General features: G+C 59.8%; 21 protein-coding genes. 11 read left to right on the top strand and 10 right to left on the bottom strand.

Features of this window, described 5'->3' with window-relative positions:
- The first annotated feature begins 2 nt into the window (after nt 1-2).
- A complete protein-coding gene (locus tag ACN0X0_RS03505; RefSeq protein ID WP_417262722.1) occupies nt 3-320 on the top strand; it encodes a lipid-A-disaccharide synthase N-terminal domain-containing protein in 318 nt (105 codons plus the stop codon).
- The gene (locus ACN0X0_RS03500; RefSeq protein WP_417278026.1) at nt 304-1,728 is read left to right on the top strand and encodes an ArnT family glycosyltransferase; all 1,425 of its coding nucleotides are present in this window, start codon (nt 304-306) and stop codon (nt 1,726-1,728) included. The genes ACN0X0_RS03505 and ACN0X0_RS03500 overlap by 17 nt, the downstream gene beginning before the upstream one ends.
- Before the next feature lie 64 nt (nt 1,729-1,792).
- Here the strand turns inward: ACN0X0_RS03500 and ACN0X0_RS03495 are convergent, their stop codons facing one another.
- Nucleotides 1,793-2,479, bottom strand: a complete 687-nt coding sequence (locus ACN0X0_RS03495; protein ID WP_417278025.1) for a sugar transferase — start codon at nt 2,477-2,479, stop codon at nt 1,793-1,795.
- Nucleotides 2,480-3,067: 588 nt separating this feature from the next.
- On the opposite strand from ACN0X0_RS03495, the gene modB reads away from it, so the two are divergent.
- The 4 genes from modB to ACN0X0_RS03475 all read left to right on the top strand — a co-directional run bounded on the left by modB (nt 3,068) and on the right by ACN0X0_RS03475 (nt 9,307).
- Nucleotides 3,068-3,781, top strand: a complete 714-nt coding sequence (gene modB, locus ACN0X0_RS03490; RefSeq protein ID WP_417278024.1) for a molybdate ABC transporter permease subunit — start codon at nt 3,068-3,070, stop codon at nt 3,779-3,781.
- Entirely contained in the window at nt 3,778-4,857 is a 1,080-nt protein-coding gene (gene modC / locus ACN0X0_RS03485) for a molybdenum ABC transporter ATP-binding protein (protein ID WP_417278023.1), read from the top strand. The genes modB and modC overlap by 4 nt, the downstream gene beginning before the upstream one ends.
- 195 nt (nt 4,858-5,052) lie before the next feature.
- On the top strand, nt 5,053-6,039 hold the full coding sequence (locus tag ACN0X0_RS03480) for an efflux RND transporter periplasmic adaptor subunit (protein ID WP_417278022.1): 987 nt from the start codon (nt 5,053-5,055) through the stop codon (nt 6,037-6,039).
- Entirely contained in the window at nt 6,032-9,307 is a 3,276-nt protein-coding gene (locus ACN0X0_RS03475) for an efflux RND transporter permease subunit (RefSeq protein ID WP_417278021.1), read from the top strand. The genes ACN0X0_RS03480 and ACN0X0_RS03475 overlap by 8 nt, the downstream gene beginning before the upstream one ends.
- A gap of 68 nt (nt 9,308-9,375) precedes the next feature.
- Here the strand turns inward: ACN0X0_RS03475 and ACN0X0_RS03470 are convergent, their stop codons facing one another.
- Both ACN0X0_RS03470 and ACN0X0_RS03465 read right to left on the bottom strand, forming a co-directional pair.
- A complete protein-coding gene (locus ACN0X0_RS03470; RefSeq protein WP_417278020.1) occupies nt 9,376-11,451 on the bottom strand; it encodes a methyl-accepting chemotaxis protein in 2,076 nt (691 codons plus the stop codon).
- A 156-nt stretch (nt 11,452-11,607) separates the two neighbouring features.
- On the bottom strand, nt 11,608-13,797 hold the full coding sequence (locus tag ACN0X0_RS03465) for an NADP-dependent isocitrate dehydrogenase (protein ID WP_417278019.1): 2,190 nt from the start codon (nt 13,795-13,797) through the stop codon (nt 11,608-11,610).
- A 316-nt stretch (nt 13,798-14,113) separates the two neighbouring features.
- On the opposite strand from ACN0X0_RS03465, the gene ACN0X0_RS03460 reads away from it, so the two are divergent.
- The 4 genes from ACN0X0_RS03460 to ACN0X0_RS03445 are packed head-to-tail and all read left to right on the top strand — an operon-like array spanning nt 14,114 to nt 18,050.
- On the top strand, nt 14,114-15,538 hold the full coding sequence (locus ACN0X0_RS03460) for a circularly permuted type 2 ATP-grasp protein (RefSeq protein WP_417278018.1): 1,425 nt from the start codon (nt 14,114-14,116) through the stop codon (nt 15,536-15,538).
- A 13-nt stretch (nt 15,539-15,551) separates the two neighbouring features.
- Nucleotides 15,552-16,493: an alpha-E domain-containing protein gene (locus ACN0X0_RS03455; protein WP_417278017.1), complete on the top strand. Its 942-nt coding sequence runs from the start codon at nt 15,552-15,554 to the stop codon at nt 16,491-16,493.
- Between the two features lie 6 nt (nt 16,494-16,499).
- Nucleotides 16,500-17,309, top strand: coding sequence for a transglutaminase family protein (locus ACN0X0_RS03450; protein WP_417278016.1), 810 nt, complete (start codon nt 16,500-16,502; stop codon nt 17,307-17,309).
- Between the two features lie 9 nt (nt 17,310-17,318).
- Nucleotides 17,319-18,050, top strand: coding sequence for a peptidase (locus tag ACN0X0_RS03445; protein ID WP_417278015.1), 732 nt, complete (start codon nt 17,319-17,321; stop codon nt 18,048-18,050).
- A gap of 9 nt (nt 18,051-18,059) precedes the next feature.
- Here the strand turns inward: ACN0X0_RS03445 and tsaD are convergent, their stop codons facing one another.
- From tsaD to ACN0X0_RS03410, 7 genes are all read right to left on the bottom strand, one after another.
- Entirely contained in the window at nt 18,060-19,052 is a 993-nt protein-coding gene (gene tsaD / locus ACN0X0_RS03440) for a tRNA (adenosine(37)-N6)-threonylcarbamoyltransferase complex transferase subunit TsaD (protein WP_417278014.1), read from the bottom strand.
- Nucleotides 19,049-19,642, bottom strand: coding sequence for an L-threonylcarbamoyladenylate synthase (locus tag ACN0X0_RS03435; protein WP_417278013.1), 594 nt, complete (start codon nt 19,640-19,642; stop codon nt 19,049-19,051). The genes tsaD and ACN0X0_RS03435 overlap by 4 nt, the downstream gene beginning before the upstream one ends.
- On the bottom strand, nt 19,639-20,241 hold the full coding sequence (locus ACN0X0_RS03430; RefSeq protein ID WP_417278012.1) for a hypothetical protein: 603 nt from the start codon (nt 20,239-20,241) through the stop codon (nt 19,639-19,641). Before ACN0X0_RS03430 ends, ACN0X0_RS03435 begins: the two co-directional genes overlap by 4 nt.
- A complete protein-coding gene (gene tsaE, locus ACN0X0_RS03425) occupies nt 20,238-20,699 on the bottom strand; it encodes a tRNA (adenosine(37)-N6)-threonylcarbamoyltransferase complex ATPase subunit type 1 TsaE (protein WP_417278011.1) in 462 nt (153 codons plus the stop codon). The genes ACN0X0_RS03430 and tsaE overlap by 4 nt, the downstream gene beginning before the upstream one ends.
- Before the next feature lie 77 nt (nt 20,700-20,776).
- A complete protein-coding gene (gene dtd / locus ACN0X0_RS03420; protein WP_417278010.1) occupies nt 20,777-21,217 on the bottom strand; it encodes a D-aminoacyl-tRNA deacylase in 441 nt (146 codons plus the stop codon).
- A gap of 15 nt (nt 21,218-21,232) precedes the next feature.
- Nucleotides 21,233-22,159 (bottom strand): carbohydrate kinase family protein, encoded by a 927-nt coding sequence (locus tag ACN0X0_RS03415; RefSeq protein WP_417278225.1) that lies wholly within the window; start codon nt 22,157-22,159, stop codon nt 21,233-21,235.
- 82 nt (nt 22,160-22,241) lie between these two features.
- Nucleotides 22,242-23,348, bottom strand: coding sequence for a primosomal protein N' (replication factor Y) - superfamily II helicase (locus tag ACN0X0_RS03410; protein ID WP_417278009.1), 1,107 nt, complete (start codon nt 23,346-23,348; stop codon nt 22,242-22,244).
- Between the two features lie 74 nt (nt 23,349-23,422).
- On the opposite strand from ACN0X0_RS03410, the gene ACN0X0_RS03405 reads away from it, so the two are divergent.
- Nucleotides 23,423-23,812 carry a CZB domain-containing protein gene (locus ACN0X0_RS03405; protein ID WP_417278008.1) on the top strand — a complete coding sequence of 130 codons (390 nt, stop codon included), beginning with the start codon at nt 23,423-23,425 and terminating at the stop codon, nt 23,810-23,812.
- Nucleotides 23,813-23,817 lie beyond the last annotated feature (5 nt).

The raw sequence follows: 23,817 nt of genomic DNA, 5'->3' as shown, positions 1-23,817 counted from the left end.
CGATGCAATGGCTGATGACGATCCTGCATGTCGAGACGGTGACGGAACTTTGGTGGGTGCTCTTTGGCCTCTCCGCGCAGCTCATGTTCACCGCGCGGTTTCTGTTGCAATGGATCGCCTCGGAACGCGCCAAGAATTCGGTGATGCCGGTGGCGTTCTGGTATTTCTCGCTCGCGGGCGGGGTGATGCTTTTGATCTACGCGCTTTACCGCAAAGACCCGGTGTTCGTTTTGGGCCAGGCCCTTGGCGTCGTGATTTACGTCCGCAATCTCTGGCTGATCTATGCAAATCGCCGCGCCAACAATGCCGTCTCGGACTGAGCCGCAAAGCTGGCGTCCTCTGGCGCTGATCTTCATTGCCGTGGCCGTCGCGCTGCGGCTTTTGGCCTTGGCGTTTGATCGCACCGATCTCTTTGTCGATGAGGTGCAATATTGGTTCTGGGGGCAGAATCTCGATTTCGGCTATTATTCCAAACCGCCTCTGATCGGCTGGCTGATCCGTCTCGTCACCGATCTGGCGGGGTCTGATGCCGTCTTTTGGGTGCGGATGCCGGGGGCGGTTTTGCATGGGATCACGGCCTATCTGCTGGGCGCTTTGGCCGCACGGCTGTTCGGACGTGAGGCCGCGCTTTGGACCGTGGCGCTCTATCTGAGCTTACCCTTCGTGGCGCTAGGCTCCGTCATGATTTCGACCGACACGGTGATGGCGCCGTTTTATGCCGCGGCTCTGCTGTTCTTTTTCCGCACCATCGAGACCCGCCACCTGCGCGATGCGCTGGCCGTCGGCATTTTCGCAGGCCTCGCTTTCATGGCGAAATACGCTGCGATCTATTTTCTCATTGGCTCTGCGCTCGTGATGCTCACCCAGCCGGGGCTGCGTCCGGGTTGGCGCAATCTGGCGATGATGATCGCGGGCTTTGCCGTCACCATCCTGCCGAATGTGCTGTGGAACCTGTCGCATGACCTGACCACCGTGTCCCATACGATGGACAACGCGGGCTGGGTCCGCACCGGTGCTGCCTTTGATTTCGGCTCGATGGCGGAGTTCTTTTTCAGCCAGTTCGGTGTCTTCGGCCCCGTGACCATGGGCGCGCTTATCCTTGCCTATCTGCGCCCGAAAAAGGGCGCGCATACGGCGCTTGTGCTGTTTTCCATTCCTGCGCTTCTGACCGTGACCGTGCAGGCGCTATTGGAAAAAGCCTATGCCAATTGGGCCGTCGCCACCTATTTCTCGGGCGTGATCCTCGCCGTCATGGTCTTGCCGCGGCTCGGGCGCTGGATCGCTTTGGGCGTCAATCTGGTGCTTTGCATCCTCCTGCCGATCCTGATCGTTCTGGCGCCCTGGCCACAAACCGGCGCGGGGGCTCCACTGCTCGAACGCTATCTCGGGCGTCATGCCCTCTCGGAGAGCATTCTGGCCTTGGCGCAAGAGCAAGACCTGCCGGTCGTCAGTGGCAATCGCGATATTCTGGCCGATCTCTTTTACATCGGTCGCGACAGTGAGGTCGCGCTCTATGCGTTGCCGGAAACCGGTCGGTCTTCGAGCTATTATGCGCAAAACTTTGCCCTGCCAGAGACGGTGTCTGGCGATGTCTTGGTGATCGGGGCCCGGACACCGCCCTGTGAGGCCGAAGAGGTCGAAGGGCTGGTGCTCGAGGGGCTTTACGCGGGCGATGATCTTGCCGCCTGGCGCGTGCCTTCCGCCTGTCTTCTGGAAATGGGCCGCTAAAGAAAAGAGCCGCTCAGAGGGCTGAACGGCTCAAAACGTGTTTTGTATTGGGCTTCGTATCGGCTCAGTGCCCGGTGGTTTTGAACACCACTGTCACCGTTCGTAGGATCAGGCTTACATCGGTCATAAAGCTCTGTTTGCGGTGGTAGAGATTGTCGAATTTCACGCGGGCCACGAAACTCGTCTCACCACGTCCCGAAACCTGCCACATGCCGGTGATGCCAGGGCGCATTTCGAAATAGGCGCGTCCTTTGGCCTTTTCATAAAGCATCTGCTGGCTCGGCATGAAGGGGCGCGGACCGACAAAGCTCATGTCGCCTTTCAGCACATTGAGCACCTGAGGCAATTCATCGAGCGAGGTCTTGCGAATGAACCGCCCGATCTTGGTGATCCGGGGATCGTGGCGCAGCTTTTGATAGGTGCTCCATTCCTTCGCGATCTCCGGGTTCTCTTTGCACAGCTGAACCAAAAGCTGGTCGGCATTCACCCGCATCGAGCGCAGCTTGTAGAACTGAAACATCCGCCCGTCGCGCCCGATCCGCCTCTGGGCGTAAAAGGCGGGCCCACCATCCATTTTGACCAGCACGGCGAGGATCAGGATCACGGGGATGACGGCAGGCGCGACGAGCAAAAAGAACATCACGTCGAACAGGCGCTTGCCGAAAGACTCGTAGAGAGAAACATGGAAGTTGGGCAGATCTACCGCATGAGCAGACGTCGTGAAAGTTCTGTCGGATTTGGATGGGTACACCACAATTTCCTCCGAAACGCGTCTTTCGACATTTATATGCGAATTAAATTTTCCATGCAACTCTGAGTTGTTCGCAACTTCAATGCTGCACTTGAATATTCCTACACCATATGGGCAATTTTTCCTATCGTCTGGCAAGGTAATTTTAGGGGGGGATTGTTAACTTCGATATTTTTTTAGCCTATATCAACGGGAAATTGGCATAAAAAGCACGTGAAAAGAAATCGAAAAAGACAAAACATGGTGAATGCGATCAGCGGCGTGCGCGGTTTTTTCGTTCGATTGACAGAGGGTTAATTCGATTCGATTTCTGCAATGCAGCGCTCGTCTGACGTGTATTGTGGCTGGCCATGATATGTCAGACCCTGCAAAGAGACTTGCACAGGTAAAATGCGCACAGACAACATGTGCGTCAGAAGATATAAGGCCGGGCGACGAGGCGGGGGAGCCTTGGTGTGAGAGGTCGGGAGGGCAAACAGGCATGACAGCGCGATGTGACACGAGACCATCAGGGCGGTTCAGGCCGTCTGATGCCGGTGCAGGGTCCTCTGAGGCGACATGGCGACCTCATGTGGCGGGTGAGCCGTGTTGAGTATCGAGGCCACAGGATTGGGGCCGGAGGAATGGCAGGCCATCGCCCTCTCGCTCAAAGTCGCCTTTTGGGCGGCGCTTGCGAGCCTGCCGTTTGGCATCTTCATTGCTTACGCTTTGGCGCGCTGGGACTTCCCGGGGCGGCAACTGCTCAACGGTCTGGTGCATTTGCCTCTCGTTCTGCCGCCTGTGGTGACCGGCTATCTGCTCTTGATGACCTTGGGCACCCGCGCGCCGCTCGGGGCGTTTCTGGAAAATTTCGGCATCGTCTTTTCTTTTCGCTGGACCGGCGCCGCGCTGGCCGCCGCGATCATGGGCTTCCCTCTGATGGTGCGCGCCATCCGCCTGTCGATCGAGGCGGTGGATGCCCGTCTTGAAGAGGCCGCCTCCACCTTGGGCGCCTCGCCGTTACGGGTGTTTTTCCGCGTCACCCTGCCGTTATCTTGGCCCGGCATTCTGGCCGGCGCGGTTCTGGCCTATGCCAAGGCTCTGGGCGAATTCGGCGCCACCATCACCTTCGTCTCCAACATTCCCGGCCAGACCCGAACCTTGCCCTCCGCAATCTACGCCTTTCTCCAAGTGCCGGGCGGAGAAAGCGCGGCGTTGCGGCTGGTCCTGATCTCCATCGCTCTGGCCATGGCGGCGCTCATCCTGTCCGAAGTTCTGGCCCGTCGCGTGTCGAAGCGCCTGTCCGGGGGAGGGCGCTCATGACCCTGCGTGTCGATCTCAAACACCGCTTCTCAAGCTTTTCCCTCGATCTCGGTTTTGATGTGCCAGACGGCATCACCGTGTTGTTCGGTCGGTCCGGCTCCGGCAAATCCACCGTGCTGCGGGCCATCGCGGGGATTTTCAAACCGGATCATGCACGGATCGTCCTGTCGGATCGTGTGCTCTGCGACAGCGAGGCCGGGCCTTGCCTGCCGCCGCACAAACGTCGGATCGGCATGATTTTTCAGGACGCCCGGCTGTTTCCGCATCTTACCGTGGCGCAAAACCTCGATTTCGGGCGGCGGTTCTCCAAGCGGGACGTGCCGCAGGGCGAAGTCTCGCAAATGGTCGAGATGCTGGGCATCGGTGCGCTTTTGGACCGTCGCCCGGACGGCCTCTCTGGCGGTGAACAGCAGCGCGTTGCCATCGGGCGGGCACTTTTGTCTGGGGCCGAGATGATCCTGGCCGACGAACCGCTGGCCGCGTTGGACGAGGCGCGTAAGGCGGAAATCCTGCCCTATTTTGAGCGGTTGCGCGATGAGATCGCCATCCCCGTGCTTTACGTCAGCCACAGTCCCGCAGAAGTCGCTCGCCTCGCCTCCACGGTGATCGCGCTTGAGGCCGGTCGCGTGATCGGGCAGGGCAGCGCCGAGGCCGTGCTGGGCGATCCTGCCGTGCTGCCGGTGGGTGCGGGCGGCGCAGGCGCGCTGATCCGGGCCACGGTGCGGGCGCATCACGCGGATGGGTTGACCGAACTTGATGCCGGGGGCGAGGCTCTGTTCCTGCCGCGTCTCATGGCCGATCCGGGCCATCCGGTTCGACTGCGCATCGCGGCGCATGAGGTGATCCTTTCGCCGGACCGTCCCGTCGGGCTTTCCGCACTTAACATCCTCAGCGGCACCATTGTAGAAATTTCGGAGGCTCAAGGCCCCGCCGTTCTGGTGGCGCTCCAAACCGGAGCAGGGCGGGTCTTGGCGCGGGTGACGACACGTTCGGTCGCGGCCTTGGGGCTGCGTGTGGGCGGGCCCTGCCACGCGGTGGTCAAAACCGCCTCGATTGCCCAAGACAACCTCGCCTGAGGCGCGAAGCGGCGATCCCGACGGAACCTGAGGCGCGAAGCGGCGACCCCGGCGGAAAACCGTGGGGCGTCGCGACAACTGGCGATATTTCCTGAAAGTTCAAGGCGGGGTAGACTTGCGTAAGGCATGAAATTTGCATACATATGCAAAATATTGAATGTTAGGCCCTCGCCTGACGCCAGAATCGAGGTCAAAATGCGCCGCACCCTTTTGCTCACGATGATGCTTCTGCCCGGATCAATTCTGGTCGGACATCCCGCCCTCTCTGAAATCCTGTCGCTCACGCCGCAGCCGATCACAGAATGGAAACCGGTCTACGCCGAGGTCGAGCCCCGCGATCAGGTGCCCTCGCGGGCGCGGATCGGCGGCACGATCACCACGCTCGATGTGACCGAGGGCGATCTGGTCGATGCGGGTCAACGTGTTGCGCTGATCGAAGACACCAAGCTTGTGTTCCAGATCGACGGCATCGACGCCCAGCTCGACGCCTATAACTCCCAGCTCGTGAAAGCGCAGGACGATCTGACCCGGGGCGAGTCGCTGTCGGAACGCGGCGTGATTTCGACCTCGAGCCTGCAGGCGTTGCAGACAAATGTCACCGTCCTCGAAGGCCAGATCACCTCGCTTCAGGCCGAACGCCAAGTCGTGTCGCGCCAGATCGAAGAGGGCGAAGTGCTCGCCCCCGAGGCCGGTGTCGTGCTTGATGTGCCTGTGTCGAAAGGCGCGGTGATCATGGGCGGTGAACAGCTGGCCCTGATCGGTGCGGGGGGCACCTTCCTGCGTCTCGGCGTGTCTGAGCGCTACGCGGACCAACTTACCGAAGGGGACACCATTCAAATTCTGGGCGCAGGCGAGGCACAGATCGGCACGCTTGCGAAAATCTATCCGCTGATCCAGGGCGGTCGTGTCGAAGCCGATGTCGAGGTCGAGGACCTGGATGCCCGCTTTGTCGGACGCCGTGTGCAAGTACAGCTCCCGGTCGGCACCCATGACGCGCTTTTGGTGCCGCAAACCGCGCTGACCCAATCCGGCGGCCTCGATTTTGTCTCTGTCGAAACCGATGGTCATCAAAGCGAACGTGTCGTCGTGCCGGGCAATGAGGTGATGCTGGAGGGGGTCGCCTATGTCGAAATTCTGAGTGGCCTGTCTGCGGGTGATGCGGTGGTGATCGACTATGAATAATCCACATGGACCGTCGGGCGCGCTCGGCATTGCCGGCCATCTGACCCGCAGCTTCATCCTCTCTCCTCTCACTCCGCTCTTTCTCTTGGCCGCGCTGGCCGTGGGCATGATCGCACTGATCTCCCTGCCGCGCGAAGAGGAGCCGCAAATTTCCGTGCCCCTCGTTGACATCCATGTCGAAACCCCGGGGCTGAAGGCGCAGGACGGGCTCAAATTGGTCACCGAGCCGCTGGAGACCATCGTCAAGGGCATCGATCAGGTCGAACATGTCTACTCCGACAGCCGCGACGACCACATCATGGTCACCGCGCGCTTTGACGTCGGCGTGCCCTCCGAGACCGCCATTGTGCGGGTACGGGACAAGATCATGGCCAATCTCGATCGCCTTCCCGTGGGGATCAACGAGCCACTTGTGGTGGGCCGTGGCATCAACGATGTTGCAATCGTAGCGCTGACTTTTAGCCCGTCGGAAGACAACGCGGCGATGACTGCCGCCGATCTGACGCGGGTCGTCAAAGAGGTTGAGGTTCAGCTTGCGCGGATCGAAAACGTCGGTCTGACCTATGTGATCGGCGCCACCGAAGAGGCGCTCCGTGTCGCCCCCGATCCGGAAAAACTGGCGCTTTATGGCGTCACCCTGCAACAGCTCTCGAACAAGGTCGCGGGGGCCAATTCCGCCAGCCCCGCCGGGCTTTTGCGCGATGGCGGCGAACAGGTCGGGTTGATCGTCGGCAAGACGCTGACAACGCCCGAAGAGATCGGAAATCTCGAACTGACCGCCCGCGATGGGCGTACGGTCTATGTCCGGGACGTCGCAGATGTCGCCTTTGTTTCCGATCTCGATGAGCATTATGTCGCGACGCTGACCCGCGCGGGCGCGCAGGGCGAGGGCGCCGGGGAAGAGGGCCATGCCGAAATGGGCATGGACGCCCCGATCATGCGTCGCCCGGCGGTGACGCTGGCGATTGCCAAACGCGCGGGCGCCAATGCCGTGGTCGTGGCCGATGAGATTTTGCATCGCGTCGAGACCATGAAGGGCGAGATCATCCCTGACAGCGTCGACGTCGAGGTGACCCGCGACTATGGTGAAACCGCCAATGAAAAGGCCAATGAGCTTCTGTTCCATCTGGCCCTTGCGACGCTTTCCATCGTCGGTCTCGTGCTGATCGCCATCGGTTGGCGCGAGGCCATCGTGGTCGCCATCGTGATCCCCGTGACCATCCTTCTGACGCTGTTTGCCTCCTATATCATGGGCTACACGCTCAACCGCGTGTCCTTGTTTGCGCTGATTTTCTCCATCGGGATTCTCGTCGATGACGCCATCGTGGTGATTGAAAATATCGCGCGGCACTGGGGACTGAAACGTCCGGGTCAGAACCGCTTTGGTGCGGCCATCGCCGCTGTGGCCGAGGTCGGCAACCCCACCATCGTCGCGACACTCACCGTGGTTGTCGCACTTTTGCCGATGCTGTTTGTTTCTGGTATGATGGGCCCTTACATGTCGCCGATCCCGGCCAATGCCTCGGCTGCGATGATCTTTTCCTTCTTCGTGGCGGTGATGATCACGCCCTGGCTGATGATGAAAATCGCGGGCCGCGCCGAGTTGCATCACGATGGCGATCATGGTGAAGGTGAGGTGCCGGGCGGTAAATTGGGCAAGCTTTACGCCCGGATTGCCCGTCCGATCCTGCACAGCAAAGGGCACGCGTGGATTTTCCTGATCGTGGTCATCGTGCTGTCCTTCGGGTCTCTGGGCGCGCTTTACACCAAACATGTGACCGTCAAACTTTTGCCCTTCGACAATAAATCCGAGCTGTCGGTGATGATCGACTTGCCGGAAGGCTCCTCCGTCGAAGCCACCGATGCCATCGCGCAGGAGGCTGCGCGACTAGCGATGACCCTGCCTGAGGTGATGTCGGCCCAAACCCATGCGGGTACGGCGGGGGCGTTCAATTTCAACGGGCTGGTGCGGCATTACTATCTGCGTGAAAACCCAGAGATGGGCGAGGTACAGTTAAAACTTCTGCCAAAAGGTGAGCGCGACCGGACCTCGCATGACATCGCGCTAGAGCTGCGTGAGATGTTGCTCGAGGGGATTTCCGTCCCGCCCGGCACGGCCATGAAGGTGGTCGAGCCGCCGCCGGGACCGCCGGTGATCTCGACGCTTTTGGCAGAGATTTACGGGCCCGATGGCGCGACCCGTCGCGCCGTGGCTGGTAAGGTCCGCGAGGCCTTTGAAAGCGTGGATTTCATCGTCGACACCGATGACAATTACGGCGTCCAGGCGCGGCGCATTCGGGCAGAGATGAAGCCTTCGGATTTGAATTTCTATCAGGTGGCGGAGGCCGATGCCGCGCAGACCTTGCAGCTTCTCAACAGCTACACCACGGTCGGCTATTCGCACCGTGGCGAGGGGAGGCGCCCGATCCCGATCGTCATCGGGCGGGACAAATCCGATCGCGTTCTGGATGCGACGGCGCTCTCGACACCGGTTCCCGCCAATGCTTTGCCCGGTGGGCGTGGTGTGGTCGAACTGGGCGATGTGGTGGCGATCACCGAAGAGGAGACTTCTTTCCCGATCTTCCGGCACAATGGCTATGACGTGGTGATGGTACAGGCGGAGCTTGCCGGCGCCTATGAAGCGCCGCTCTACGGCATGCTCGCGGTGGCCGATAAGCTCGATGAGATGGACTGGCCCGAAGGGATGAAGCCGGAGATTTCCATGCATGGTCAGCCGACCGATACGTCGAAACCGGTGTTGCTGTGGGATGGGGAATGGGAGGTGACCTGGGTCACGTTCCGCGACATGGGGGCCGCTTTCGGGGTGGCGCTTTTGGGGATTTATATCCTTGTGGTGGCACAGTTCGGGTCCTTCCGTTTGCCTTTGGTAATCCTGACGCCTGTGCCTTTGACGTTTCTTGGCATCATGATCGGCCACTGGCTGTTCAACGCACCGTTCTCCGCGCCCTCGATGATCGGTTTTATCGCTCTGGCGGGGATCATCGTGCGGAACTCGATCCTTCTGGTCGATTTCATTCGCAACGCTGATGAGGACGGTAAGGTGACGACGGACATCCTTTTGGAAGCGGGGGCCACCCGGTTCAAACCGATCCTGCTCACCGCAGTGGCGGCGATGATTGGCGCCGCGGTGATCCTTGCGGACCCGATCTTCCAAGGCCTGGCCCTGTCGCTGTTCTTCGGGCTGCTGTCTTCGACCGCTCTGACGGTTTTGGTGATCCCGGCGATCTATCGCATTTTCAAGATGTGAGCTGGCTTACAAACCTATGAAAGAGGGGAGCGTTTTACGCTCCCCTCTTTGTATGTCGTGCTACGATGTTATGCCGATCTCGCGAAGGGAACCGCGCCGCCCTGTGGCGTACTGGCGGCTGTCGTCACCGAGAAGAACGACAGGTCGCGTTCCATCGTATCAATGTTGTTGCGCAGGCTCATCGTCGCCGCATTGGTTTCTTCGGACATGGCGGCGTTCTGCTGGGTGGTTTGATCCAGCTGGTTGATGGCCGTGCTCAATTCGCCCAGACCCGTCGCCTGCTCCGTGGTGGAGGTGGCAACATGTTCGATGCCCGCATGGATTTTCTCAGCGACCTCGCGAATGCGTGAGAGCGCCAAGCCCGCTTCTCGTACCAGTTCCACACCGCCGGAAACCTGTTGGTTCGAGGTGGAGATGAGGGTGGCGATTTCTCGGGCCGCTTCCGAGGAGCGCTGCGCCAGCGCCCGGACTTCGGAGGCGACAACGGCGAACCCGCGTCCAGCTTCGCCAGCGCGTGCCGCTTCGACCCCTGCGTTCAAGGCCAACAGGTTGGTCTGGAATGCAATGTCGTCGATGACGGAGGTGATCGAGGCCACTTGTTTAGACGAGTTCTCGATCTCGTCCATCGCCGAAATGGCACGATCAACGACCTCCTCGGCTTGGACCGTGTGATTTCGGGCCTCGCCTGAGCGCGATTGAACTGTATTCGCCGTCTCGGCGACGCCTTTCACGGAGGCGACAAGCTCGTCCAGAGCGGCAGCGCTTTCTTCCAGTGTGGCGGCCTGATGTTCGGTGCGGCGGGCCAGATCATCCGTCGCCTGGCCGATGGATTCGGATTCGGATTTCAGGATTTGAGCCCCATCCGCAATACCGCTGACAATGTCACGTAGCTGCGAGGCGGTTTGGTTGAAGTTCTGACGCAGGTTGTCGAATTCGCCCAGGTTCGTGTCCAGATAGACCGAGAGATCGCCCTTGGCCAGACGATCGAGGCCCGCCATCAACGTGTCGACAGTCACGCGGTAAACGGTTGTGTCCACGGCGAATTTGACAATTTTGACGACCTGTCCGGCGGCGTTTTTGATCGGGTTGTAGCTGGCGCGAATGGAGATGCGCTTGCCGCCTTTGCCGATGCGCTCATAGTCGTCGCTGAGCGCCTTACCAGAGCGCAGGTCCGCCCAGAACTCCGTGTAGCTTTGGCTTTGGACGATTTTCGGATCGACGAACATGCTGTGATGCTTGCCGACGATTTCCTCCTCCGCATAGCCTAGGGCTTTACAGAAATTATCGTTGGCCCGAAGGATCGTACCGTCCGGTTTGAACTCAATGACCGCCTGAACCTTTTGAATGGCGCTAATCTGGCCGCAGGCGTCGGCCTCCATGTTTTTCGCTTGGGTGATGTCGAAGGCATATTTGACCACTTTGAAGGGCCGCCCCTCTGGGTCGATCAGGGTCTCATAGGTGGATTCGAGCCAGAGAATGTCGCCATTTTTGGCCCGGCGTTTGACCTGCCCCTTTTCAGACGAGCCCTTGCTCAAACGATCCCAGAAGTCGCGATACGCCTGTGTGTCCGCTTCACCATCGGGCATGAACATGCGGTGATGGTTGCCCTTGATCTCGTCGAGCGTATAGCCTGTCGTCTGGAGGAACAGATCGTTGGCGTGCAGGATGTTGCCTTTCAGGTCAAACTCGATGAAGGCCATGGAGCGGCGGATGGCATCCTCTTTCGAGCGGTTGTCGCGCCGTTTCAGGTGCATCGTCGAAATTTCGCGCCCGATCACATAGATCGAGTCGATCTTGCCATCCGTGCCGCGATGCGCGCTATAGGTGGCGCTGAACCAGATCTCTTCGCCTGCTTTGTTCAGACGGGGCACGATGACCTTTTGAATTTCGCCAGCACGGATACGGTCCCAGAGGGCTTTCGCCTCCTCTTTGTCTTTGGAGCGCACGAAGAAGGTGTAATCCTTGCCGACGGCCTCTTCGCGTGTAAAGCCGGTCGTCTCCAGAAACATATCGTTCACATGGCGAACGACACCATCCGGATCACAGGAAACGATGACATGCGTGTCGTCGAGGACATGTTCCAGAGCGGTGGTGGGAATGCTGTAAAGCTCCGCGCCGCGTTTCGCTTTCGATTTAAAGAACATCCGGCTGTGACCTCGTCTAATGAACCTGTTGTGCCCAATAGAGGGCAACTTGTGGTCCATCTTACGGAGCGCTTATTACTGATTGGTTTAAGAGGCTTCCTAAAAAAATAAGGGCGCCCGAAGACGCCCTTATCATTATGTTTTCACGGTACTTATTCAGCCGATGATGGCGTTCAGCGTGGCCGAAGGACGCATGATCGACGCCACTTTGGCGGGGTCGGCGTGGTAATAGCCGCCCATGTCGGCCGGTTTGCCTTCCTCGGATTTCAGTTCATCGAGGATCACCGATTCTTTGTCGGCCAGAGCCGCGGCGATGGGTGCGAAATGCGCCTTCAGCTCGGCATCGTCGTCCTGTGCCGCCAGAGCCTCGGCCCAGTAGCGGGCGAACCAGTAATGCGAGGAGCGGTTGTCGTTCTGACCGACTTTGCGCTCCGGCGATTTGTTCTCGAGAAGCAGTTTCTGCGTCGCAACCTCGACAGCAGCGCCCAGCACGCCAGCTTTCGGCATGGATTTCGAGGAGGCGAGGAAGTTGTAGCTTTCACCCAGCGCACAGAACTCGCCAAGGCTGTCCCAACGCAGGTGGTTTTCTTCCTGAACCTGCTGGACGTGCTTCGGCGCCGAGCCACCGGCACCGGTTTCGAACAAGCCGCCGCCCTGCATCAGTTTCACGATCGACAGCATCTTGGCGGAGGTGCCCAGTTCGAGGATCGGGAACAGGTCGGTGAGATAGTCGCGCAGCACGTTGCCGGTGATGGTGACGACGTTCTTGCCCTTGCGCATCTCTTCCCAAGTAAAGCGCGTGGCTTCGCGCGGCGCCATGATCGGGATGTCTTTGCCAGCTTCCTTGAGGGCCGGTTCGACATATTTGATCAGCTCGGCGTCATGGGCACGGTTTTTGTCCAGCCAGAATGCGCCGGTGCCTTCGACGTCGAAACGCTCGATGCCGGTTTTGATCCAGTCGAGGATCGGCGCCTTTTTCGCGGTGCAGGAGCGCCAGATGTCGCCGGCTTCGACCTCATTCGACAAAAGCACGTCGCCACTGTCCAGAACGATGGAAACGGTGCCGTCGGCGCTCATCTCAAAGGTGGTGGGGTGGGAGCCGTATTCCTCGGCTTTTTGCGCCATCAGGCCGACGTTGGACACGGCGCCACAGCTGGTGACGTCCAGCGTGCCGGTTTCTTTGAAATACTCGACCGTCTCGTCATAGACGCAGGCGTAGGAGTTGTCCGGGATGCAGCATTTGGTGTCAGCCGCTTTGCCATCCGGGCCCCAGCCGATGCCACCGGCCTTGATCACGGCGGGCATGGAGGCGTCGATGATCACGTCAGACGGCACGTGCAGGTTGGTGATGCCTTTGTCGGAATCCACCATATACATCGCCGGTTTCGCGGCCAGTGCGGCTTTCAGATCGGCTTCCATCTCGGCGTTGCCAGCGATGAGTTTCTCCAAAGCGCCGATGCCGGAGTTCGGGTTGAAGTCCAGCTTGTCGCCGTGTTTGGCGAGGAAGCCTTCGAGGTACACAGACACGAAATGGCCGAAGATGATCGGGTCGGAGACCTTCATCATCGTGGCTTTCAGGTGCACGGAGAACAGCACACCCGGTTCCATGCTGGCGACTTCGGCCTCGATGTAGGCGCGGAGCGCCTTGGCGGACATGAAGGTCGCGTCGACGATCTCGCCTTCGAGATACTTGAGGCCGGATTTCAGAACCGTTTCAGACCCGTCTTTCGCGGTGAAAACGATTTTCGCACCACCGGCCTGAGCGGCGGTGATGGTGGCGGCTTTCTCATTGGCAAAGAAATCCCCGCCCGGCATCGCGGCGACGGTGGTTTTCGAGGTGGATTTCCACTCGCCCATGCGGTGCGGGTTGGCTTTGGCGTATTCTTTCACGGCCTTGGCGGAACGACGGTCAGAGTTGCCCTCGCGCAGCACCGGGTTCACAGCGGAGCCTTTGACGGTGTCGTATTTGGCGCGGATGGCTTTTTCCTCATCCGTCTGCGGATCGGCGGGGTAGGCCGGGATCGGGTAACCTTGCGATTGAAGCTCTTTGATGGCGGCTTCGAGCTGCGGCACGGAGGCCGAGATGTTCGGCAGTTTGATCACGTTGGCCTCGGGGGTTTTCACCAACTCGCCGAGTTCCGCGAGGTCATCGGAGACACGCTGGTCGTCGGACAGCAGATCCGGGAAGAGGGCGAGGATACGACCGGCCAGAGAGATGTCCTTGGTCGCGACGCTGACACCTGCGGCGTCGGAGAAAGACGAGATGATCGGCAAAAGCGAGCCACGCGCCAGCTCGGGGGCTTCGTCCACGATGGTATAGATGATGTCGGGTGTCTTGTCGGTCATAATGATCCTCCACGGTCACGGATTAGCAGCGGGCAAATGGCCCCGTCTGCGCTTGGCAAACCGGGTAGCGGAGTAGGGGGCGCAAGTCAATGTGTGCAACTGTATACTGCGACAGTGTGCGGCGATGTTTGCGCAGATCAGCTGCTGTGCTGTGCAAGGTTTTGCAGAGACCCCGGGACAGCGAAGTGAGCAGGTGAGCGAGTGTTGAACGCAGTTGCTTAAATAATGGGCGTCTGCGCAGCAATTCACCGTCTGCCGTCGGGGAGACTCGCGAATCCGATTGTGAAGCGAATTCGCCGCGCTCTAAATTCATCCCATGAGTGAGAAAAACATCTTTGATGAAATGTGGGGCAGTGACGACGTTCTGCGTGGTCCCTACAGCGAATTTCAGAGCTGGTTTCAGGGCGAAGACCTGAAGCGGCTGCGTGCAAAACAACGCGAGGCGGAAGAGGTGTTTCGCCTGGCGGGTATTACCTTCAACGTTTACGGCCGCGCCGAGGCCGAAGAGCGCCTGATCCCTTTTGACATCATTCCGCGCATCATCGCAGGGCGCGAATGGCAGAGGCTCTGCAAAGGCATTGAGCAGCGCGTGCGGGCGATCAACGCGTTCCTCCATGACATCTACAACCGTCAGGAAATCATCAAGGCGGGCCGTGTGCCCCAAGAGATGATCGCCAAGAACGAGGCCTTCCTACCGCAGATGATCGGCATGACGCCGCCGGGTGGGGTCTACACCCATATCGTTGGCATTGACCTTGTCCGCACCGGGCCGGATCAGTTCTACGTGCTCGAAGACAACGCGCGCACGCCCTCGGGCGTCTCCTATATGCTGGAGAACCGCGAGACGATGCTTCAGATGTTCCCGGAGCTGTTTTCGCGCAACCGGGTGCAGCCCGTGCAAAACTACCCTGTCAATCTGCGCCGCTCTCTGGCCGCCTGTGCACCGCCCGCTTGCGAGGGCACGCCGACGGTCGCCGTGCTGACGCCGGGGATTTACAACTCCGCCTATTACGAACACGCCTTTCTCGCCGATCAGATGGGTGTGGAACTGGTCGAGGGGCACGATCTGCGCGTGGTGAACGGACGCGTCGCGATGCGCACCACGCATGGCTATAAGCCGATAGACGTGCTCTATCGCCGGATCGATGACGATTTCCTCGATCCGCTGAATTTCAACCCGGAAAGTGCGCTGGGCGTGCCGGGCATCATGGATGTCTACCGTGCGGGCGGGATCACCATTGCCAACGCCCCCGGCACCGGGATTGCGGATGACAAGGCGATCTATAGCTATATGCCTGACATCGTTGAGTTTTACACCGGCGAAAAGGCAATCCTCGAGAACGTGCCGACCTGGCGTTGTTCGGAACCTGACAGCCTTGCCTATGTGCTCGACAATCTCTCTGAGTTGGTGGTCAAAGAGGTGCATGGCTCGGGGGGCTACGGCATGTTGATCGGGCCTACCTCGTCCAAAAAAGAGATCGAAGAGTTCCGCAAGAAACTCACCGCGCGGCCCGGCAATTACATCGCCCAACCGACGCTGGCGCTCTCCACCGTGCCGATCTTTACCAAGACGGGACTGGCGCCGCGTCACGTGGACCTGCGGCCCTTTGTGCTCTGCTCGCCCGAGGGGATCGACATCACGCCGGGTGGCTTGACCCGTGTGGCCTTGGAAAAAGGCTCGCTCGTGGTGAACTCGTCACAGGGTGGCGGGACCAAGGACACTTGGGTTCTGGAAGACTGAGGGGAGGACAGAGATGCTAGGAAAAACGGCAAATGGCCTCTACTGGATGTCACGCTATCTGGAGCGCGCGGAGAACACCTCGCGCCTCGTGGAAACCGGCCAGAGGATCGGTCTGACCCGTCTGGGTCACGACGATGACGAATGGGCCTCGGTGATGCGTTCGGCCTCGGTTCTGGCGGGCTATGAAGAGCACCACGACGAGGTGACGAAAGACGCCGCGATCAACTGGATGCTGCGGGACAAGGCCAATCCGGCCTCCGTGCTTTCGACCATTTCGGAGGCGCGGCAAAACGCCCGCATGGTGCGTACCGCGCTGACACATGAGGTTTGGGAGGCGATCAACGGCTGTTACATGGCGGTGAAGGAGGCTCTGGCGCGCAAGGTGTCGGAACGCGATCTGCCGGCCGTTCTGGGCCTCATTCGCCAACGCACCGCCTTGGTGCGGGGCGCCACGCATGGCACGATGCTCAGAAATGACATCTATGATTTCACCCGTTTGGGCACCTTCCTGGAACGCGCCGATGCGACGGCGCGGATCTTGGACGTCAAATACTACGTGCTCTTGCCCTCGGCCTTTGCGGTGGGGTCGTCGATCGACAATGTGCATTGGGAAACCATCCTGCGTTCCGTCTCGGCACGTGGCGGTTTTCGCATGGCTTATGGCTCTCAGGTCAACGCCCGCGACATTGCGCAATTCCTGATCCTCGACAAACGCATGCCGCGCTCGCTCAACTTCTGTGCGACGAAAATCCACAACAACCTGAGCTATCTGGGTGCCGATTACGACACGCCGCCGCAATCCTCTCTGATGGCAAAGGCGCTTGTGGATCGTTTCATGAACCACGACATCGAGGCGGTTTTCGACTATGGTCTTCATGAATACATCCAGACGGTCTTGAGCATGCTGAGCAAACTCGGCCAGCAGATCGAGAAAGACTATCGGTTCTATGAGTAAATCAAGATGCGCCTGACCATTCGCCACACCACCCGCTACGCCTTTGAACATCCCGTCACTTACGGGCTGCAACAGCTGCGCAAGACGCCGAAAACCGGCCATGGCCAAGAGGTCCTCCATTGGGTGACCACGGTCACTGGCGGGCAAAAGGAGCTGTCCTATCACGACCATATGAACAATCTGGTCGAGTTGATTTCCTTTGAAAAAGACGCGCAGGAGCTCGTGATCCTCTGTGAGGGCGAAGTCGAGATTGCGGACAACCATGGCGTTGTGGGGATGCACCGCGGGCCGTCGCCTCTCTGGCTGTTCGACACCGTGACGCCTTTGACCAAACCCGGCGCAGGCGTGCGGGCCCTCGTCAAACAGGTCGAAGGCGAAACGGATCTTGAACGGCTCCACGCGCTGTCCAAATTGGTGGGCGAGGCGGTGAAATACGAAATCGGCAGCTCGCATGCCGACGGCAGTGCCGAGGAGGCACTGAATGAGGGTAAAGGCGTCTGCCAAGACCACGCCCATGTCTTTATCTCCGCCGCCCGCGAGATAGGATTCCCGGCGCGCTATGTTTCCGGCTACCTGATGATGAACGACCGCACCGAACAAGAGGCCACCCACGCTTGGGCCGAAGCCCATGTGCGCGGTCTCGGCTGGGTCGGTTTCGATGTCTCCAACGAGATTTGCCCCGACCAACGCTATGTTCGCGTAGCAACAGGTCTGGACTACCGCGATGCCGCCCCTGTAACTGGCACGAGATACGGCGGCGAGGGCGAATCCCTCTCTGTCGAGATCGAAGTCGTACAGCAACAAGAGCAACAATAAGGACGGCACATGACCTATTGCGTGGGGATGATGCTCGATCGGGGCCTCGTCATGATGTCCGACACCCGGACCAACGCCGGTGTCGACAATATTTCGACGTTTAAGAAGATGTTCACTTGGGAGACCCCCGGCGAGCGCATTTTGACCGTCATGACGGCGGGCAATTTGGCCACCACGCAGGCGCTCGTGTCCTTGCTAGATGAGCGGACCAAAGCGCCGGAGGACCGCGAACCCTCGATCCTGTCGGCGCCCTCGATGTTTCAGGTCGCCCGCCTTGTCGCCCGCACCCTCAAAGACGTGATCGCCGACAATGCCGACGAGGGCCAGCGCGCCGACAGCGCCTTCAACGCCACCGTGCTTTTGGGCGGCCAGATCAAAGGCTCAGAGCCGCGTTTGTTCCTGATCTATCCCGAGGGCAATTTCATCGAAGCGGGTGCCGAGACGCCGTTTTTCCAGATCGGCGAGACCAAATACGGTAAGCCCATTCTGGTGCGCGCCTATGATCCGCAGATGTCCTTTGAAGAGGCTGTCAAACTGATGCTCGTCTCTTTCGACAGCACGGTCAAAGCCAACCTGTCCGTGGGTCTGCCCTTCGATCTTCAGGTCATCGAAAAAGATGCCTACAAGGTCGCCTATCAACGCCGCATCACTGCGGACGATCCCTATTATCATGAGATTTCAACGGGATGGGGTGAGGCTTTGAAGGCGACGTTGGACGGGCTGCCCGGGTTTAGCTTTTAAGGCTTTTGCTTAAGGTGTCTCAAGGCTGAGGTTCGGCTTTGGCATCAACCCCGGCTGCAAACCCCGCTCGACATAATCCCATGTCGCCATGGCGATCATCGCCGCATTGTCCGTCGCCCATTTCATCGGCGGCAGGCACAGCTCGACGCCATGTTTCGCGGCCACATTCCCCATCGCCTCACGCAGTTGCGGCGATGCGGCGACACCCCCGACAATGACCAGAGACTTCGGTTTGCACTCCGCCAAAGCGCGATCCGCCTTGGCTGTCAGCACATCCATACAGGCCGCCACGAATGAAGCCGACATATCCTCGACCGACACTTCCGGGTGCTTTTCGATATGCCGCGCGACCGAGGATTTCAGCCCGGAAAACGAGAACTCATAAGCGTCATTCTTCATCGGACGTGGCAGGCGCAACACGGGGGCGCCCGCCTTTGCCGCCTTATCAATCGCCGGGCCGCCTGGCATCCCGAGGTTCAGCATACGGGCCACTTTGTCATAGCTTTCACCGACCGAGTCATCCCGCGTCGAGCCGAGCAGGCGATAGGACCAGGCGTCTTTCAACTCGGCAATCAATGTATGCCCGCCAGACACCAGCATGATCACGGCGGGGAACTCGGTCTTGCCGCTCTCAAGCTCTACCGAGCGGATATGTCCACGCAAATGGTTCACACCGTAAGCTGGAACGCCCCAACCCAGCGACAGCGCCTCCGCCGTCGACAGTCCGACCAAAAGCGACCCGATGAGGCCGGGGCCACGGGTCACGCCGATGGCGGTCAGGTCCCTCGGCGTCACCGAAGCCTCTTTCATAACCGATTGAATCGTTGGGAGAATTGCTTCGAGATGCGCACGAGAGGCCAGCTCCGGGTAGACCCCGCCAAAAGCCTCGTGAATTTCGAATTGCGACACGGTCTGGATCGCGGCGACATGGCCTGTGCGGTCCACCAAAGCGACAGAGGTGTCGTCGCAAGAGGTCTCGATGCCTAGGATCAAATCGCTCATGCCAGCACCTCGTGAATTTGTGCCTCGGACACCACCCCATGGCGCAGAATGACGACCGGGTCTCGGGTGCAATCGACGATGGTCGAGGGGGCAGGGGCCGCGCCTTTGCCCGGCACGATGAGGTCGGGCGCGCCAAAGAGTTGGTCCGCGGCCTCTTCCGTCGTTGCGGGCGGCTCTGCGCCGGAGCGATTGGCCGAGGTCACCATCAAAGGTCCTGATTTTTCAAGCGCTTCGAGCAATAGAACATTGTTCGGAATGCGCACAGCAATCTCTCTGCGCCCGATCAGCCACGCGGGAACCAGCATCGGATCGAGCGCCAGAACCAGCGTCAGCGCACCGGGCACGTATGCGCTCGCCAGAAGCTTCAAAGCACCCTCAGACAGCACCGCGCCGAGGCCCGCGATCTGGTCGGCGCCCGCCACCATGATCGGCAGGTTCTTGTCACGCGGGCGTTGCTTGAGTGTGTAAATCTTTTCAATGGCTTGCGCGTGTGCGGGCGAAGCGGCGAGGCCCAGCACCGTATCCGTGGGCAAAAGCACCACGCCGCCGGAGCCGAGAACCTCGGCGATCTGATCGGAAGAGGGCATCATTCGAGCACCTCGACGATGGGATAAGCGCGGGCCTCTGGGCCGGGTGTTGCAGCGTCCAAGGCCCGTTCGAGCATCGTGTTCATGGCCGCCATATTGGTGACGGGCGCGTCATGGCCCTCCACCTCGATATTCCCGGCGAGATCGTAATCATCCAAGTTTAAAAGCTGTTTTAGGGCAGATTTCTCAAGACAATGTTCGTAATGTGCAAGTTTTCCATCCCGAAAAATCCCGAAATGCACATGCGGACGCGCCGCGCGGCGCAGGATCGCGACCGGTTTTCCGCTGCTGACCTCCGCGCCCAAAAGCTCGAACGCCGGCAGGGACAGAACCGGGATGCCCCGCGCAAAGCCAAGCGCATTGGCGAAAGCCGCCGCTGTGCGCGTCACCCCCAAACCGCCGGGGCCGATGTCACAGGCGATGAGGCTTAGGTCTGACAGGGCACCGCCACAGGCCGCAAGCCCGGTTTCCAGCAGCATGCGGTACTCGCGCGACCCGCTCAGCGTCTCATCTTTCGATGAGTCGAAGACGATCTGACCGCCGCGCCCCAAAGCCAGCGCAGGCACGCCGTTTGAGGCCTGAATGAGCAGGGTCATCGTCATTTCAGAGCCTCCAAAACCGGCATCCAACGCGGGGCCTCTGCGGTGAATGTCACCTGTCGCTCTGTCTCCTGATCGCCAAAGCCGATGCGGATCGACAGCGGCGCATCGAAGTAATCGGCAATCCGTTCGCCCCATTCGATCACGGATATTCCGGTGTCGAAATACTCTTCCAAACCAAGGTGATAGAACTCCTGCGCGCCTTTCAAACGATAGGCGTCAACGTGCAGAACCGGCCCTTTCGGTGTCTCGTAGATATTCGCAATCGTGTAGGTCGGGCTGGTCACCGCCTCACCTGAGCCGAGCGCACGGACCAAGGCGCGGGTGAAAAACGTCTTACCCGCCGCCAAGGCGCCATCCAAAAGCACGACATCTCCTGGACGCAAGAGACCCGCCAGCGCAGAGGCGATCTGCGCCGTGTCCTCTTCGGATGCGATCTGTTTGACGAGTGTCTGCGCCACGGATGAGCCCTTTCTTTGCAGGCGATTTAGGACAAAGCGCGGCAAAGGTCCATGGGGGAGGCGTCTACGCCCCAGTTTCAGGCGTCCGTATCAAGCCAGATTGTGATCGGCCCGTCATTGATCAGCGAGACTTTCATATCCGCGCCAAAGATGCCCTTTTCAGACGGCACGCCCTCGGCCACCAGACGGTCAGTGAAATAGTCATAGAGCGCCTTGCCCTCGTCCGGGGCGGCGGCGGTGGAGAAACCTGGGCGGTTGCCCTTGGTCTCGGCGGCCAAAGTGAACTGGCTGACGACCAAAGCGGTGCCGCCGATGTCGCGCACGGAGAGGTTCATCTTGCCGGCATCATCCTGAAAAATCCGCAGCTTGGCGATCTTCGCGGCCAATTTATCCGCCTGCGCCTCGGTGTCGCCGCGCATGGCGCAGACCAGCACCAAAAGACCGGGGCCGCTTTGACCGACAGTCTCGCCATCGACGCGCACGGCGGCTTCTGAAATGCGTTGGATGAGGGCTCTCACGACAGGGTCTCCAATTCATGTTGCCAGTTCATGTTGCCATGGCGGATTTGCGCCCGCGCGGGACACGGTGACCGCCGCAGCCTGTGCCCCCAAAGTGAGAGCGGCGCGCAGCGCCTCTTCGTCCAGCGCGGCAATCGCGTCTTTGGTCAATTTACCCGCCCGTTGCAACCCCGCCAAAAGCCCCGCGTTGAAGGTGTCGCCGGCGCCGACAGTGTCGACCACCTCGACGCGGGTGCTTGCCACATGGGTGGTGCCGCGCGCAGTGACACCTTTGACGCCATCCGCGCCCATGGTGAGGCAGACAAGTTTCACCCCCATGCCCAAAAGAGTGGCGATATGGGCGTCGATGTCACCCTCGCCCATCAGCCAGATGAGGTCCTCGTCGGAGAGTTTCACAATATCGGCGTGGGCCAGCATATGTTCCAATCGTGCACGATAACGGGCCTCATCGCGGATAAAACCGGGTCGAATGTTCGGATCCATCATGGTGACGCGTGTGGCCGCCGCCTGAACAAACAGCGCCTCATAGGCCGCACCACAGGGCTCGACGGGCAGGGAGATGCCACCGCAGAACAGCGCGTCCACAGTGTCGGGCAGGGCGGGCAGATCGGCCTCCGTCAACATCCGTCCGGCGGTGTTTTCATCGTAGAAGGCATAGGTCGCATGGCCATCGACCAGCTTGACGAAAGCGACGGTGCAAGGGCGGTTGGCGGTGACGGCCAGAGATGTGTTCACATGGCTCTCTGCGAGTTTGGCCTTCAAAAGATCGCCAAAGAAATCTTCAGAGAACCCAGAGAAAAAGCCCACTTCCGCCCCAAGCCGCCCCAAAGCGACAGCAGTGTTGAACACGGCCCCGCCTGCGTAGGGCGCATAGGCGTCTTCGCCCTGCGTCGAAGTGCGAGGCAACATGTCGATCAGGGCTTCACCGGCGCAAAGGATCATCTCTTCCTCCATGATTGATCTTTGATAGCGCTAGCATGCAAAGCCCGCCCGAGTAAATGCGCAGCAGAAGCCGCCGCCAGACTTATTGGTTCATCGCGATAATATAGCCGATGACGGCAGCAACAATCGCCCCCGCCAAGACTGCAAAGGCAATCTTCCACGCGGAATAGGGACGTTCGCCCTGCACCCGCCCTGTGCGACCGTTGACGACGAACCGATAGGTTTTGCCGCGATATTTGTAGGCCGCCATCCAGATCGGCAGGAGGATGTGTTTGAAGGTCACCGCAGAAACGGCAGTGTCCATGTCATGCACGCGCTGACGATCCCCACCAATGTCGAATTTCACATCGCGCAAAATCACTCGGTCCATGTAATCGCGCGCGTCCTTGTAGCCGTCTTCCAGAGGCACCGAATAGGCGGTGGCGCGAAAGCCCGCGAGATAATCGGGGATATAGGGTTCAAGTTCCGAGAGATCCCAAGGCTCAAGCCCCTCTGAAAACTGACGCGGCAGGGCGCCGGAGGCCAGCACCAGGACATCATCGAAAAACCGAGAGACACGTCCTGCGGCAGCCCGCCAGCGGGTGTGACGCTTGCGCACGGTTTGGCGTTTGCCGTTTCGGGTGACGCTATGCGAGGTGTAGTAATCGTCGCCACGTTCGCCGCGATACTGCGTGGCCGTTTGAGCATCGAAGGTCCAATAGGGCAGGTAAACACCGGACATCCGGCGCCCTTTGCGGGCATAGGATTTCAACCCGTTGGGCGCGAACCAAAGACTGCCAAGCCAATCAGACATCGCGTCATGCGCCGCCTCTTCGGTCAATCCAAAGGGCAGCAACCCATGCGGTTTGATCTGACGATGTGCGCCGGTGTCCGTGACAACAGGCGTGGCGCAAAACGGACATTCGGTGGCATGCAAATCCGCGTCGAATTCCACCTCTGCCCCGCAGTTCGGGCATTGCGCGACGCGCGTTTCTTCCATGTCTTGCTGGGGGATTTGGGCCGAAAGCGCAGCTTGGAAATCCATCTCACGCGGGGCGCGCGCATTACTGGTGTCCAGCGCTTCGGTGGCGCCGCAATGGTCGCAAGACAACAGCCCCTTCGCCGGATCGAACCGCATATCCGCGCCACAGGTGGTGCAGGGGAACCGATGTTCTACCATGTCGGGTTCGGAGGAAGTGCCTAATTTCATGAGCATTTATCCGGCGTTAAAGAACTTGTGGGATGGAGAGGCAGACCATGGCTCGATTTAGGGAGACAGACAATATGACCGCTCGGGAGATCAAAGGCGAGACGCAGATCAGGGACGCCATTTGTGCGCATACCGCGTGGCGTCGCAAATTGTCGGACTGTATCGACAAGGGGCAATTGGAGAAAACGTCTGACGAGATTTCCTGCAACGACAAATGCGACTTTGGCAAGTGGTTGGCGCAGCTGCGCCCGGATGCGCAAAACCCCGCCATGGAGAAATTCGAGATGATCGCGGGGCTGCACACGCGGTTTCATCACGAGGCGGGGAAAATTGCGGTCGAGGTCGAAAAAAGCGATCGCGATGCGGCGCGCATACTTTACGAGGCGCCGTCTTTTCGGCGTCTGACCAACTCCCTTGTGCTCAATCTCAACGACTGGCGACAGGATTTCAAAACCTTCATGTGAAGGGG

The sequence above is a fragment of the Celeribacter sp. genome, from assembly GCF_048270365.1.
Lineage (GTDB): Bacteria > Pseudomonadota > Alphaproteobacteria > Rhodobacterales > Rhodobacteraceae > Celeribacter.
This window is presented reverse-complemented; position numbering and strand designations above follow the sequence as displayed.